General features: G+C 71.3%; 14 protein-coding genes. 1 reads left to right on the top strand and 13 read right to left on the bottom strand.

Features of this window, described 5'->3' with window-relative positions; genetic code table 11:
• Nucleotides 1-151: 151 nt before the first annotated feature.
• The 5 genes from ACQZOG_RS19215 to ACQZOG_RS19195 all read right to left on the bottom strand — a co-directional run bounded on the left by ACQZOG_RS19215 (nt 152) and on the right by ACQZOG_RS19195 (nt 5,423).
• Nucleotides 152-925, bottom strand: a complete 774-nt coding sequence (locus ACQZOG_RS19215; RefSeq protein WP_033272210.1) for an isoprenyl transferase — start codon at nt 923-925, stop codon at nt 152-154.
• A gap of 957 nt (nt 926-1,882) precedes the next feature.
• Nucleotides 1,883-2,707: a class I SAM-dependent methyltransferase gene (locus ACQZOG_RS19210; protein WP_193455655.1), complete on the bottom strand. Its 825-nt coding sequence runs from the start codon at nt 2,705-2,707 to the stop codon at nt 1,883-1,885.
• Between the two features lie 79 nt (nt 2,708-2,786).
• A complete protein-coding gene (locus ACQZOG_RS19205) occupies nt 2,787-3,665 on the bottom strand; it encodes an LLM class flavin-dependent oxidoreductase (RefSeq protein WP_033272212.1) in 879 nt (292 codons plus the stop codon).
• An 82-nt stretch (nt 3,666-3,747) separates the two neighbouring features.
• On the bottom strand, nt 3,748-4,743 hold the full coding sequence (locus ACQZOG_RS19200) for a hypothetical protein (protein WP_391604953.1): 996 nt from the start codon (nt 4,741-4,743) through the stop codon (nt 3,748-3,750).
• Between the two features lie 20 nt (nt 4,744-4,763).
• On the bottom strand, nt 4,764-5,423 hold the full coding sequence (locus tag ACQZOG_RS19195; RefSeq protein ID WP_033272213.1) for a hypothetical protein: 660 nt from the start codon (nt 5,421-5,423) through the stop codon (nt 4,764-4,766).
• A 180-nt stretch (nt 5,424-5,603) separates the two neighbouring features.
• On the opposite strand from ACQZOG_RS19195, the gene ACQZOG_RS19190 reads away from it, so the two are divergent.
• The gene (locus tag ACQZOG_RS19190; RefSeq protein WP_033272214.1) at nt 5,604-5,981 is read left to right on the top strand and encodes a DUF192 domain-containing protein; all 378 of its coding nucleotides are present in this window, start codon (nt 5,604-5,606) and stop codon (nt 5,979-5,981) included.
• A 6-nt stretch (nt 5,982-5,987) separates the two neighbouring features.
• On the opposite strand, the gene ACQZOG_RS19185 is transcribed toward ACQZOG_RS19190, so the two are convergent.
• From ACQZOG_RS19185 to ACQZOG_RS19150, 8 genes are all read right to left on the bottom strand, one after another.
• Nucleotides 5,988-6,602 carry an OmpA family protein gene (locus ACQZOG_RS19185; RefSeq protein WP_430741677.1) on the bottom strand — a complete coding sequence of 205 codons (615 nt, stop codon included), beginning with the start codon at nt 6,600-6,602 and terminating at the stop codon, nt 5,988-5,990.
• 7 nt (nt 6,603-6,609) lie between these two features.
• On the bottom strand, nt 6,610-7,191 hold the full coding sequence (locus ACQZOG_RS19180; protein ID WP_359494645.1) for a hypothetical protein: 582 nt from the start codon (nt 7,189-7,191) through the stop codon (nt 6,610-6,612).
• Nucleotides 7,192-7,224: 33 nt separating this feature from the next.
• Nucleotides 7,225-7,839: a pilus assembly protein TadG-related protein gene (locus tag ACQZOG_RS19175; protein ID WP_359518784.1), complete on the bottom strand. Its 615-nt coding sequence runs from the start codon at nt 7,837-7,839 to the stop codon at nt 7,225-7,227.
• Nucleotides 7,836-8,036: a Flp family type IVb pilin gene (locus ACQZOG_RS19170; RefSeq protein WP_048455871.1), complete on the bottom strand. Its 201-nt coding sequence runs from the start codon at nt 8,034-8,036 to the stop codon at nt 7,836-7,838. The genes ACQZOG_RS19175 and ACQZOG_RS19170 overlap by 4 nt, the downstream gene beginning before the upstream one ends.
• A 150-nt stretch (nt 8,037-8,186) precedes the next feature.
• Complete coding sequence (locus ACQZOG_RS19165) at nt 8,187-8,990, bottom strand: response regulator (protein WP_380825901.1); 804 nt, start codon at nt 8,988-8,990, stop codon at nt 8,187-8,189.
• Nucleotides 8,980-10,536 carry a sensor histidine kinase gene (locus tag ACQZOG_RS19160; protein ID WP_380825904.1) on the bottom strand — a complete coding sequence of 519 codons (1,557 nt, stop codon included), beginning with the start codon at nt 10,534-10,536 and terminating at the stop codon, nt 8,980-8,982. The genes ACQZOG_RS19165 and ACQZOG_RS19160 overlap by 11 nt, the downstream gene beginning before the upstream one ends.
• 16 nt (nt 10,537-10,552) lie before the next feature.
• Complete coding sequence (locus ACQZOG_RS19155) at nt 10,553-11,440, bottom strand: DUF5936 domain-containing protein (protein ID WP_033272219.1); 888 nt, start codon at nt 11,438-11,440, stop codon at nt 10,553-10,555.
• Between the two features lie 21 nt (nt 11,441-11,461).
• Nucleotides 11,462-12,406, bottom strand: a complete 945-nt coding sequence (locus tag ACQZOG_RS19150) for a type II secretion system F family protein (protein ID WP_033272220.1) — start codon at nt 12,404-12,406, stop codon at nt 11,462-11,464.
• Between the last annotated feature and the right edge of the window lie 5 nt (nt 12,407-12,411).

Below are 12,411 nucleotides of genomic sequence, written 5' to 3'. Positions count from 1 at the left end.
AACGGCGCGTGACCCCTGGTGACACGAGGGGGGCGCGGGTGGAGCGGGGTGATGCGGGAGGTGCCCCACGGTGACGCGACGGCGCGGTGGTGCGGGGAGGCGTGGGGCGGGAGGCGGGGAGCGGGAGCCGGGTGGGGTCCGGGTGGGGCGCTCAGCCGCCGAAGCGACGGTGGCGGGCCGCGTAGTCGCGCAGCGCGCGCAGGAAGTCCACCTTGCGGAAGGCCGGCCAGAAGACCTCGCAGAAGTAGTACTCCGAGTGGGCCGTCTGCCAGAGCATGAATCCGGACAGCCGCTGTTCCCCGCTCGTGCGGATGACGAGGTCCGGGTCGGGCTGCGCCTTGGTGTACAGGTGACGTCCGATCATGTCGACGGTCACGGACTCGGCGAGCTCGTCCATGGGGACGCCCTTGTCGTGGGCCTCGAGGAGCATGGAGCGCACGGCGTCGGCGATCTCCTGGCGCCCGCCGTACCCGATGGCGACGTTGACGACTATTCCGTCGACGTGCGCCGTGGCCGCTTCCGCTTCCTTCAGGACCGTCTGCATCCCGGAGGGCAGGAGGTCGAGGGTGCCCACGTGGTGGACCCGCCAGCGCCCGTCGGCGGCGAGGGTGCGCACCACGTCCTCGATGATGCCGAGGAGGGGGACCAGCTCCTCCTTGGGCCGGTCGAAGTTGTCCGTCGACAGCAGCCACAGGGTGACCACCTCGACGTCCGTCTCGGAGCACCAGCCGAGGAACTCCTCGATCTTCTCGGCGCCCGCCCGGTGGCCGTGCACCGTGCTGGAACCCGCGGCCTTCGCCCAGCGGCGGTTGCCGTCCATGATGACGCCGATGTGCTTCGGCACCTGAGCGGTGTCCAGGTGGCCTTCCACCCGGCGCGCGTACAGCCTGACCAGCAGGCTCCGCAGCTTGTCGCGCAGGTTCACGTGATCGTCAGCCCCTCCGTACGGATCGGACAGGCGCGGCACCCCGCCGCGTCGCGCGGCAAGCGGCCCGGTCTCGGCCGCGGGCGGCCCCTGCCCGTATGGCGGTCCCCAGGGGCGAAGCGTACCCCCGCCGGGGCAGGGGTCCCCAACGTCCGGTCTGGCGGCCTTTTGTCGGCTGTGCTGCGGCAGCACGCCGTTTGGGCGGTCACGGCGGCACGGCGATCCCGGCCGTGCGTCGCGAGCATCACGGTTCGCGCGGCGCGGGCGGGGACGGCCGTGGGGCGGGGGGCCCGACCCGGGGAAGCGGCGACGTGGAGGGCGGCAGGCGGGTGCCCGGCGGGCTGCCGGAGGTGTCCCGCGGGCCGCCGGAGGGTGTCCGGCGGAGGGCCGGGCAGCGGACCAGGTCCAGACCGGAAGCGGGCCGGAAACGGGCCGGTAAGCGGGCATGAAAAAACGGGCCGGTCCGTGGGGGGGAGACGGACCGGCCCGAGGGGGGGTTTCCACCATAACCCTTCGTAAGTGATGCTGCGTGCATCGGCGCGGCACAACTACTCTCCGAAACCGCCCGACGACGCCCGGATGCCCTCGGAGGGGCCGTTTCAGGGGGTCTTTGTGGCCGGAACCCGGCGAAAACGCGCGGGAAAAGAGGGCTGAGGGGACTCTGTGCACGGTGTGACACCAACCCTGCACCTTTCCGGCCACTCTTCCGGCCGTCCCCCCGACGGGTGACCCCCGCGAAGGCCGCGGCTTGACCCGGAGGCGGGCGAGGCGACAAGAGGAGGGGAAGCGGCAGGAGGAGGGGAAGCGGGCGGTGCGGGCCCGGTAATGCGGTCACCGCGCAGCCCCCTCCACTGCGCGGTGACCCTTCCGCGCAGCTTTGCTTGCGCGAATCAATTGGTCCGAACCTAAGCGATGCGCCGCCGCGGAGGCCAGCCCTCAACCGTAACGATGCGGACACTACGCGCGTGGACCGCGGGCCCGGCTCCCTGACCTGCGGGCTTCGACGAGGTGCCGTGAGCTGTGGGCGACGAAGGGGCCCTCGGCCCCGATCCGCTCGTGCAGCTCCCGCAGCCGCGGCCGGTACGCCTCGACCGTGAAGCCGGGGACCATCCAGATCACCTTGCGCAGGAAGTGCACGACCGCGGCGATGTCGTGGAACTCCATGCGCAGCCGCTCGGCCCGCAGGTCCACCACCTCCAGCCCGGCCGCCTCGGCGTCCCGCCGCTCCCGTTCGGGGTCGCGCGCGGTGCGGCTCTCCTCGGGCAGCGGGCCGAGGAAGTACTCGACGAGTTCGAAGGCGCTGGCGGGCCCGACGTGCTGGGCCAGGTAGGCGCCGCCGGGCCGGAGCACACGGGCGATCTCGTGCCAGAGCGGCCGCACGGGGTGCCGGCTGGTGACGAGGGAGAAGGACGCGTCGGCGAAGGGCAGCGACGCGTCCTCGGCCGCCGCGACGACGGTCACGCCGTACGGCCGGAGGGTGTGCGCGGCCTTGCGGACGTTGGGCGGCCAGCCCTCGGTGGCCGCGACCAGCAGGGGCCGCCGGGACGCCCGGCCGAGGGAGAACGCGAGGACCTCTCCCCCGCCGGTCTGGACGTCGAGCACGGGCCCGTCCGCCCGGCCCAGCCTGCGGGCGACGGTGGTGGCGTACCCCCAGGACGGCCGGGCCTCGGTCGCGCGCCCCTCGAACCAGGAGAAGTCCCACCCCTCGGTGGGCACGGAGGCGCCTTCGGCGAGGAGTTCGTCGAACGTACGGGGAAGGGTGCGGGGTCGGGGGCGGCTCATGCGGCGAGGATGCCCGAGGGCGGGCCGGCTCGTCGCGCCCTTTTCCGCGTCGACTATGTGGGTCGGCTATGTGAGTCGGCTATGTGAGGAGTGGCCGTACGTCCTCCGCGGCGAAGCGGACGAAGCCCTCCGGGTCGGGTTCGTCGCCGGTGGGCTGGAGGACGACCGTGTCGGCGCCCGCCTCGGCCAGCCGCCGTACGGCGTCGGCGACGGCGCGGGCGTCCCCGGCGACCCCGAGGTCGGCGTCCGCGGCGTGCCCCTCGGCGACCAGCTCGGCCTCCAGCCGCTCGCGCGCCCCGGCGCCGGTCGCGGTCAGCAGGTAGACGACGACACGGTGGCCGTCCGGATCACGCCCCGCCGCGACGCGGCCCTCCCGGATCAGCGCGCATGCTTGCCGGACGCCGTCGGCGGAGGTGTCGGCGGTGAGGATGGTGCCGTCGGCGGCCTCCCCGGTGAGCCGTACGGTGCGGGGGCCCATCCCGCCGGCGAGGACGTCGACGGGGCCGGGCGGAGGCCAGTCGAGCGTGACGCCGTCGAGGGCGACGTAGCGGCCCTTGGTCGTGACCGTCTCGCCGGCCAGCAGGGCGCGGAGGACGGTCAGATGCTCGCGGAGCAGGGTGAGGGGCGATCCGGCGCGCGCGCCGACCTGCCCCATCCAGTCCTGCACGCCGTGCCCGACGCCGAGGATCGGGCGGCCGGGGAACATCCGGTACAGGGAGGCGGCCTCCATGGCGGTCACGGCGACGTTCCGCAGGGGGACGGGCAGCAGTCCCACGCCGACGCGCAGGCGCTCGCTCCACGCGAGGGCGGCGGCGCCGGTGGAGATGCCGCCCGACCGGAAGCAGTCCTCCCACAGCCACAGCTCCTCGAGCCCGGCCGCGTCGGCGGCACGCACGACGGGACGCAGCCGCTCGGGGGCGAGCTGGGGGCGGAACACGGCGCCGAGTGTCGTCGTCATGCGGGTGTACCTACCCACGGGGGCCCGCCCCGGAAAACCTCGGCCGGGGCGGGCGGGGGGTGGTGTGCGTGTGTGCGTGCGGTCAGCGGTTGACGGACTGGATCTCCTGGACGACGACGTCCTGGGTCGCTCCGAACTCACCGTCGGGCAGGTCGCCGCCCGCGCCGCCGGAGCCGTTCCAGTGGACCTCCCAGGTGACGGTCGCCTGCAGCGGGAAGGTGCCGTCGCCCGAGGAGCGGAGGTACTTCACCCCGCACGGAGGCGTCCGGTTCGCCTTGCCCTTGGCGTACGGCTCGCCGATCCGGCCGTTGTTGATCTCGCAGACGCCGGAGGCGGGGTACGTCTCGGCGTCGGGGGTGCCGGGCTCGATCTTCAGAGTGACCGGTTCCGCCGTGGCCGTCGCGTAGATGCCGATCTCCGGCACGGAGGCGGTCACCGACACCGGCTGGAACTCGGCGCCGTCCAGCCACGACCAGGTCGGCAGGTTCACCTTGGTCGCCTGCGCGGGAGCGAGGGTCACCTCGGTGCCGGGGACGCGGATCTCGGAGTAGGCGAGTTCGGCGAGGACCTCCGGCGTGACGGCGTTCTCGACGTCCGCGGGCGGCGGGTCACCCTGGTCCACCCAGAAGTAGTCCTTGGTGCAGGAGTCCCAGCCGGGCGGGAAGCTCTTGTCAACGTACGAGTCCCACCAGTACCCCTTGCCGGACTTGTGCTTGTTGAAGTCCTTCTCCGGGTCGTCCGGGTCCGTGTACTTCTTCCGCTGCTCGTTGTCCCACTCGTGCCCGGTCGAACCGGCCTCCCAGATCGGCTCCAGGTACGCCTGCAGCTCCTCCGGGGAGTACTTGGGCGCGTACCAGCAGGGCGGAGGAGACCACGAGGTGCTCGACGTGAGCGCGCCGACCTTGCCGCCCTTGCCGTTCTTGGAGTGATCGAAACGGACGCCTCCGGCGGAGACGGAGAGGTTGCCGTCGTCGGACAGATTGGCGTCCCCACCTCCGTTCGTACTTCCGCCGAACCCCGTCTCGGCGTACGCGGGCGTGCTGCCGACGAGAATCGCCGTGGTGAGTCCCACAGTCATCAGCAGATGCTTGCCCTTGATCAAGGCTGGCACTTCTCGCTCCCCCTCTGCGAGGTCAGACGCTCAGTTACCCACACACCGTTCTTGTTCTGGCGCAGCGTGGCTGCATAGATGACGTACGAGTTCTTGCTCACCGGTGTGACATCGGTTTTGCCGGTTTCGAGGAACTTGTTGTACGCCTTGCCCTGGTCCTCGCAGTACACCAGACCGGCCGTTCCGTCTTCATTGACCGTCACACTCGCGTCGTAGAAGCGCGTCACGCCAGTGGTGCGAGCCTTGTGATCGACGAACTCCTGGATGAACTTCTCGCTGCCCGCGGCAGCCGTGCCCTCGGTGTAAAAACGGTAGGCCTCGTGGAGCGGATCCTGCTCTGCGATCGCCATGTCAACCGCCTTGATCCGCTCTTCCGAGTCGCTGAGGATGGCGTCCTTGTCCTTGTCGCCCGTCTTCGGCCACTCGAACTTATGGGTCACGTCGGAGGGCAGCTCGATCTTGGGTCGGTCCGCCGAAGCGGAAGCGGAGACACTCGGCGACGCCGACTTCTCTTGTCCTGTGTCGGCACCCGCGATCGTGTCCTTGTCCTTCGCGGGAGAGTCGTCGTCGCTTCCGCACGCGGACAGCGTCAACGCCGCGGTGGCGGTCAGCGCAAGCGCTGCGAGCAGGGTGGGACGGCGGTTCACAGTCGGCTCCCGGTGGGGCGAGGCGTCACATCAGTGCGCCAACGCTATCCAGCGGCCGCAGTGGGACACCAGAGCGAATGGAGCAACTGCAACACACCTAATACCGAATTGGGACGCGGATCCCTGGCCGCACTTTCATCCGCGCATTGCGGGTTACCTTCGCCGGGGGTGAGGGGAGGCATGGTCGTGCGGTGGCAGGACGGGCGTGGGGAGTTGGTCGTATGGGGGGCGCCGGACGGGGGCGTCAGCGCGCGGGTGCCGCTCGAGATCGCGACCTCCTATCGGGCGCGAACGCGCGGACTGCTCGGGCGGGAGCGCCTGGAAGGCGCGCTGCTGCTCTCGCCCGCCAACAGCATCCACACCTTCCGTATGCGCATGCCCATCGACGTCGCCTACCTGGACCGGCGCCTCCGCGTCCTCGCCGTGCGCACCATGCCGCCCGGACGGCTGGGGCGGCCGCGCGTCCGGGCACGGCATGTCATCGAGGCCGAGGCGGGGGCCATGGAGCGGTGGGGGCTCGATGTGGGGACGGTGGTGGAGGTGCGTGACCCCCGCTGAGCCGGCTCAGTTCGCCCCTCGCGGGAACGAGATCTCCACCCGCCGGTTCTTCTTCCTGCCCTCCTCCGTCGAGTTGTCCGCGATCGGGTAGTCCTCGCCGTAACCGCGCACCACGTACGTGATGTTCGCGTCGCTCAGCTCCTGCTCGAGGATGCCGTGCACCGCGTTGGCCCGCTTGCGGGACAGCACGTCGCCGTGCGCGGACGAGCCGAGGTTGTCCGTGAAGCCGAAGACACGGATGCGCGTCGCGTTCTGCGTCTCGATCTCGTTCGCGATGACGGAGATACGGGCCCTCGCCTGCGCGGAGATCTTCGCGCTGTCCTTGCCGAAGAGGACCTCCGCCTGGAGGGCGAACGTCACGCTCGTGTTGGTGTCCTCGCGGCGCTCGTCCCCGCTCTGGTCCTCGACGACGGACTTGATGTCCAGCACCTTGGGCTCGGCGAGGGTGGCGCCGTCGGGGAGTTTCAGGTCGGGGTCGTTGGCGTCCAGTTCCACGGGCGCGGAGGCGCTGGCTTCCGTGCCCGGCGGGACGCTCGGACCGTCGTCGGCCCGGGCCACGGCCGGGCCGGTGGCCAGCAGGGTGGCGACCGTGCCGATGAGGAGGAGGCGCGTGTGTGTCATCCCGGCCTCACCCAGAGATCTGGATGGTGCCGCTGGCGAACATGGGCAACTGGAGGGACACCTCGGCCGTGTCGGTGGGCGGCGCGGGGAACTGCATGAAGACCGGCACCGACTCACCCGACTTGATTCCGGTGATGCCGGTGGTCGTCAGCGGACGGCCGTCCGTGTCACGCAGGACGTAGTAGCGCTTCTTGCCCTTGCTGTCGACCAGCGTCGCACCGCCGAGCGACCGGCCGTTACGGATGACCTCTGTCTCGTTGCCGCTCAGCTGCGCGGGCAGGTTCATCGACTTGTCGCTGTCGTTCTTCAGGGTCCCGTTGACCGTGACGAAGCCGCCGTCGTCCCGCTCGGCCGAGGTGACCTGGAGCAACAGGCCGTCCGGCCCCCTGAGCTCCGCAAGTGTCTCCGTGGCTTCGTTCTCCTGAGCGCTCGGTTCGGACCCGCGCTCCTGCGATGTGGACGCGGTTCCCTCCGGCTTGCCGTCGTCGTCCCCGCCACCGCCGCAGCCAGCCACGCCCAGGGCCAGTCCGGCCGCAACAACCAGCGCGACGGCCCTGCTGCGGGCCCTCGTTGTGAACCGAACGCTCATACCCTGCATCCTCAGTCACTCGTCGTTAGCTTGTCAGTCGGCCAGGTGAACGTCGAAAAGGTCCTCGGGCTTGGGCAGCAGATCCGTCGGCGCCTCGAGGTCAAGCTCCCAGTCAATGCCGCCCTTGCAATTGAGCGCCGGAAGCTTTTCCTCTTCGTCGGCTTTCTCGCGCTCAACGGGGAGCTCGAAGCCACAGCGTGGTTCGATCACCGCGCTGGCCCTTGCCCGCGACTTCTTCGTCTCGGTGCCGGGCACGATGGAATCGCCGACCGTCTTGTTCGTCTGCACTTCGACCGTGTAGCCGAGAAGACCGTCCGCTTCGCAGCTCACGGCCGTGGCGTCGTTGGCGGCGGCCAGCTGCTCGGCCCTCCAGCACGACGGCGTCAGCCCATCCGCCATACCGTCGAAGATGTCCTGCCACTTTTCGGGGTCGAGCAGGTTCTTCACCCACGCCCCGGCCAGCTGATCGCGTCGCTCCTGTGCGGCTGCGAGAGCCGCAGCGTCGGCGGCGGTCTGTGCGCCGTTCCGGTTCGCGGCAGCCTGGCCGACGGCCAGGTACGCGAACGCGAGAAAGAGCAGACCTCCCACCACCGTGATGTAGATGGGAAAGGCCTGCCCGGAATCGGCGAAGCGCCGTCGACGGGTCAGATTCCGGTGACCTCGCTGATCTTGTCGGTGATGGCGTTGAAGATCGTCTGCCCGATGTCCGTCCCCGTGATCGCCAGCACGATCGCCACCACCACCGCGATGATCCCCAGGTACTCCACCGCCGTCTGCCCCCGGTCGTCGCGGCGGGATGCGCGGGACTGGAGGTACCTGACCGTCGTGTTGATCCAGTTGCCCATGGTGTTCCCCTCCGACTGACGCGGTGGCGGCCTGGGTCGCGGGGCCGCTGTCGACCTCGGCACCGTACGAGGGGTCGGTCAGGCCCCTCAAGGGCCCCGGGGCCCATTTCCGGACCCAAAGGCGGGCCCATCGCGTCGTCGGTGTGCGCCTCACCACCGGTCACCCCCGTCCCGGCCCGAACTCCGTTCCTCGCCGCGCCACTTCGCCGCGGCCTCGGCGCGGCTCGTGCTGTGCAGCTTCGCGAAGATGCGGTTGATGTGGTTCTTGACCGTCTTCTCGCTGATGAAGCAGGTGGCGGCGATCTGCTGATTGCTCATGCCGGACGCGATGAGGTCCATGATCTCCGCCTCCCTCGCGCTCAGCCCGTACGTCGACCTGTCGGACACCGACTGTGCCACATCTGGTTGCAGTTGCGAAAGGTTTTTCGTAGAAGTAGGTGGATAGTGCGGCCAACTACCGCCCGACGCACCACCGAAAGCGGAATCTTCCGCACCCCCCTCCCGCAATTGCGCCAGCAATCTTCCCGCCGCGGTCGGCGTCAAGTGCGGCCTCCCCCGCCTCGCGTCCCGTACGGCCGTCACCAGCTCGTCCGGCGTGAACTCACCGTGCACCAGATACCCGTTCGCGCCCCGGCGCAGTGCCTCGTGGACGATGTCCGACTCACCGCTGTACGTCAGCATCAGCACGGCCGTCAGCGGCACCAGGTGAGGGAGGGCCGTGAGGCCGTCCACCCCCGGCATGCGGACGTCCAGCAGGACCACGTCGGGACGGTGGGCGAGCGTCGCCTCGTACGCCTTCCTGCCGTCCGCCGCCTCCGCGACGACCTCCACCCCCTCACTCGCCGTCAGGAGGGCGGTCAGCCCCGCGCGCACCACCGGGTTGTCGTCGGCCACGACCACCCGCAGGGCCTCCGGGGGCCGCGCCTCCCCGAACGGGTTCGCCTCACCGGTCATGGCCGGCCTCCGTCCTCCGTAACGCGAGTGGCCACTCCACACGCGCCTCCGTGCCGCGCCCCCGCTCTCCCCGTCCGAAGCTGATGCGCGCCCCGACGGAGGCGGCCCGTTCGGCCATGCCCACCAGGCCGAAGTGGCCCGAGCGGCGGAGGCGGTCGAGGTCGGGAGCGGCGGGGAGGCCGGGCAGGCCCGTGCCGTCGTCGCGGACACCGACCGTCAATACCCCGCACCGCACGCCGGCGCGTACCTCCACCCGCGTCGCCCGCGCGTGACGGTGGGCGTTCTCCATCGCCTCCTCGGTGATGGAGAGGAGTTGGCGGGCCACCGCCGGGGGGACCGGGAAGGCCCGCTCCTCCCCCGTCCTCGCATACGTCACCGGCGCACCGCTCCGTGCCCTGAAGGCCCGCACCGCACACGCCAGTTCGGCCAGCACGTCCACCTCCCGCCCCGGCTCCCCCTCCCGCCGCAGGTCGGCCAGCAGTTCCCGCGACTCCGCTGCCGCCCTGCGCGCGGACCGGGCCACCAGTTCCGCCTGGCGTCTCACCAGCGCCGGGTCCATGCGGGCGGCTCCCGCCGAGCAGGCCAGACCGTCCGCCGCCAGGGCGACCCCGTGCAGCGTCTTGGCCACCGAGTCGTGCATCTCCCGTGCCAGCCTGGCCCGTTCGGCGTCGACCGCCTCCGTGACCGCGAGGCGGGCCCGGACCGCGGCCAGGGCGCGGGTCGCCTCGCCGAGGTGGAGCATCAGTTTGCGCAGGCTGGAGCCGACCGCCCCCGCGATCACGCACAGGCCGGGCAGGATCAGCGTCTCGGCGGGTGCGGTGTGCGGGTTGTCGAGCGTGGCGTGGACGAGCAGCAGGATCACCCCCTGGAGGGAGGCGAAGACGGCCGCGCCGCGCCAGCCGTAGATGAGGCCTGCGAGCAGGGGCGTGCAGACGCTGACGTAGGCGAGGGTGGTGTCGGGGCCGGCGGAGACCAGCAGCAGGGCGCCGAAGAGGGTGTCCGCCGCGAGGAGGGTGGGGTGGCGCAGGAGGAGGGGACCGAAGCGCTCCCAGTCGCGGAAGAGGGCATACGACACCATGAAGGTGACGACGACGGCGATGCCGACCAGGCGTACGCCCCAGCCGGGGCCGGCGTTGAGCAGGGCGGACGGGGCGGCCACGGCGATCATCGCGAGCCGGAAGCCGAAGGCCTGCCGGCACAGCGCTTGAAGGGCGTTCACCTGGAGCTGCGTGTCCGGGACGGTCTGCGGGGCCGGTACGGCGGGCGGCTCCTGAGGTACGCGAGCGGCATCGGGCGCGCCACCCGAGGCCCCCGCCCCCGTCACCCCCTGCGGCATCCGCGCCCGTGCCGCCACCGGCGCGACCGGCGTGCCCTGCCCGGCCGGGGTGCCCTGCCCGGCCGGGGTGCCCTGCCCGACCGGCGTGCCCTGCCCGACCGGCGTGCCCTGCCCGGCGGGCGTGGACGGTCCCGCCCCCGCCTGCCGCCGAACGGCCGGGCCGCGGCGCCGCCGCCAGGCCCGCCTGCTGCGTGTCCGAGTCGTCGTCATCGCACTGCGCCTCCCGTCACTCGCCCGTGAGCGAGCCGAAGTCGGTGCCGGAGCCGAGGATCAGGCCGGCGCCGAGGAGGATCATCGTGGCCGGGACCATGAACGTGGTGATCATCAAGGTGGCCTTGGGGACCGCGCGGGCCGCCTTGCGGCGGGCGTTCTGCGCGTCCGTGCGGCGCATGTCCTTGGCGAGCGCCACCAGTGTGTCGACGATGGGCGCGCCCAGCTCCTCACCCTGCTGGAGGGCGGTGACGAACATGGCGACCTGCTCCGAGTCGTTGCGGCGGCGCAGTTCGGCGAAGGCCTGCCGACGGCTCATGCCGAGGTCCATCTGGCGCAGGGTGATGCGCAGTTCGTCCGCCCAGGGACCCTCGTACTGGGAGGAGACGCGTTCCAGGGCCTGCCGGAAGCCGAGTCCCGCGCTGACCACGACGGCGAGGACATCGAGGAAGTCGGGCAGGGTCCGCTCGATGACGTCCTTGCGGACACGGATCGCCGACCAGATGCCGACCTCGGTCCAGAACGCGCCGAACGCGAGCAGCAGCAGCGCCACGAACAGCTGGCCGCGCATCAGGAACACCAGGCAGCCGACGCCGCCGAGGGCGCCGTAGACGGCACGGCGGGCGGCGTAACGGTGGATGGTGAGGCCGCCGGGGTTGCCCGCCAGGTCGATCTTGCGCCGGTACCTGGCGACCTGCTTCGGTCCCATGAGGCGCATCACGGCGGGGGCGTAGCGCATGCCCATGCGGTCGATGAGGGAGTCGACCGCGCCGGTGCGGGTGGAGCCGACCTCCAGGGCGAGCATCAGGTCGCCGGGGAGTTTCGCCTCCGCCCGGTACATGCGGATGCCGGCGAAGATGCCGCACACGGCGAGGGCCATGAGCGCGGCGAGCAGGAGTGCCATGTCGTCGTCCCCTTTCCCGGCTCAGACGTCGATGCGGGACAGGCGGCGGATGAGGAGGAAGCCGACGGCGTAGAGGCCGAAGGCGACGAGGACCGCGATCTGCCCGGCCGTCGATCCGGTCATGCGCTCCAGGGCGCCGTCCTTCACCCCGTTCATCAGGAACAGCGAGCCGACGCCGAGCACCGGCACGGCGTACGAGGTCATGCTGACCTGGGAGAGCTGGGTGCGGACCTCGCGCCGGGTCTCCTTGCGTTCCTCCAGCGTCTCGGTGAGGTTGCGCAGGGCGCTCACCACCTGGCCGCCCGCCCGGTTGGCCAGCACCAGCGTGGTGACGAGGACGACGAGCTCCCGGGAGGGGAGCCGGTCGGAGAGTTCACCGAGGGCGTCCTCCATGGAGGCGCCCATCGCCAGTTGGTTGGCCACCTTGGCGAGTTCCTCGCCGGCCGGGGCCTCCAGCTCCTCCGCGGCGATGCCGATGGCGGTGCGCAGGGCGAGGCCCGCCTGGGTGGCGTTGGCGAGGATGCGGGCCAGCTCGGGAAGCTGGTTGATGAACCGCTCGATGCGCTTCTGCCGCTGCCAGTCGAGGAACTGCACGGCCGCCCACACCCCGAGCAGTCCCGCGATCGGGCCGAAGAAGGGTGCGAGGGCGGCCTGCCCGGCCATCCACAGTCCGGCGACGGTGACGAGCATCGCCACGAAGAACTCGCCCGGTGTGACGTCCAGTCCGGTGGCGAGCAGACGCAGCTCCAGCTTGCGGCCGAGGCGGGTGCGGCGCAGCCGGCGGTCCAGCGTGGGGAAGCGGCGCCGTCGGCCGCCGGACGGAAGCTCACCGGTGGCCGACAGCCGGTCCACCAGTGCCTGCCGCTGCGCCCGTCCGGCCGCGTGGACGTGCACGCCGGCGACCGCGAGGACGCAGGTCAGCAGGGTGACGCCGGTGGTCAGCGTGATCAGGGTCTGCAGCTCCATGGGGG

It is taken from the genome of Streptomyces sp. P13-3-3 (assembly GCF_050571355.1).
GTDB lineage: Bacteria > Actinomycetota > Actinomycetes > Streptomycetales > Streptomycetaceae > Streptomyces > Streptomyces althioticus.
Note: the sequence above shows the minus strand (reverse complement) of the source record. Positions and strands in the feature narration are given on the sequence as shown.

What these genes read in the sequence shown, in the direction of transcription:
- ACQZOG_RS19210 (WP_193455655.1), bottom strand. Translation starts at nt 2,707, where the DNA reads ATGAGCCGCCCCCGACCCCGCACCCTTCCCCGTACGTTCGACGAACTC.
- ACQZOG_RS19205 (WP_033272212.1), bottom strand. Translation starts at nt 3,665, where the DNA reads ATGACGACGACACTCGGCGCCGTGTTCCGCCCCCAGCTCGCCCCCGAG.
- ACQZOG_RS19200 (WP_391604953.1), bottom strand. Translation starts at nt 4,743, where the DNA reads ATGACTGTGGGACTCACCACGGCGATTCTCGTCGGCAGCACGCCCGCG.
- ACQZOG_RS19190 (WP_033272214.1), top strand. Translation starts at nt 5,604, where the DNA reads ATGGTCGTGCGGTGGCAGGACGGGCGTGGGGAGTTGGTCGTATGGGGG.
- ACQZOG_RS19185 (WP_430741677.1), bottom strand. Translation starts at nt 6,602, where the DNA reads ATGACACACACGCGCCTCCTCCTCATCGGCACGGTCGCCACCCTGCTG.
- ACQZOG_RS19180 (WP_359494645.1), bottom strand. Translation starts at nt 7,191, where the DNA reads ATGAGCGTTCGGTTCACAACGAGGGCCCGCAGCAGGGCCGTCGCGCTG.
- ACQZOG_RS19170 (WP_048455871.1), bottom strand. Translation starts at nt 8,036, where the DNA reads ATGGGCAACTGGATCAACACGACGGTCAGGTACCTCCAGTCCCGCGCA.
- ACQZOG_RS19165 (WP_380825901.1), bottom strand. Translation starts at nt 8,990, where the DNA reads ATGACCGGTGAGGCGAACCCGTTCGGGGAGGCGCGGCCCCCGGAGGCC.
- ACQZOG_RS19160 (WP_380825904.1), bottom strand. Translation starts at nt 10,536, where the DNA reads ATGACGACGACTCGGACACGCAGCAGGCGGGCCTGGCGGCGGCGCCGC.
- ACQZOG_RS19155 (WP_033272219.1), bottom strand. Translation starts at nt 11,440, where the DNA reads ATGGCACTCCTGCTCGCCGCGCTCATGGCCCTCGCCGTGTGCGGCATC.
- ACQZOG_RS19150 (WP_033272220.1), bottom strand. Translation starts at nt 12,406, where the DNA reads ATGGAGCTGCAGACCCTGATCACGCTGACCACCGGCGTCACCCTGCTG.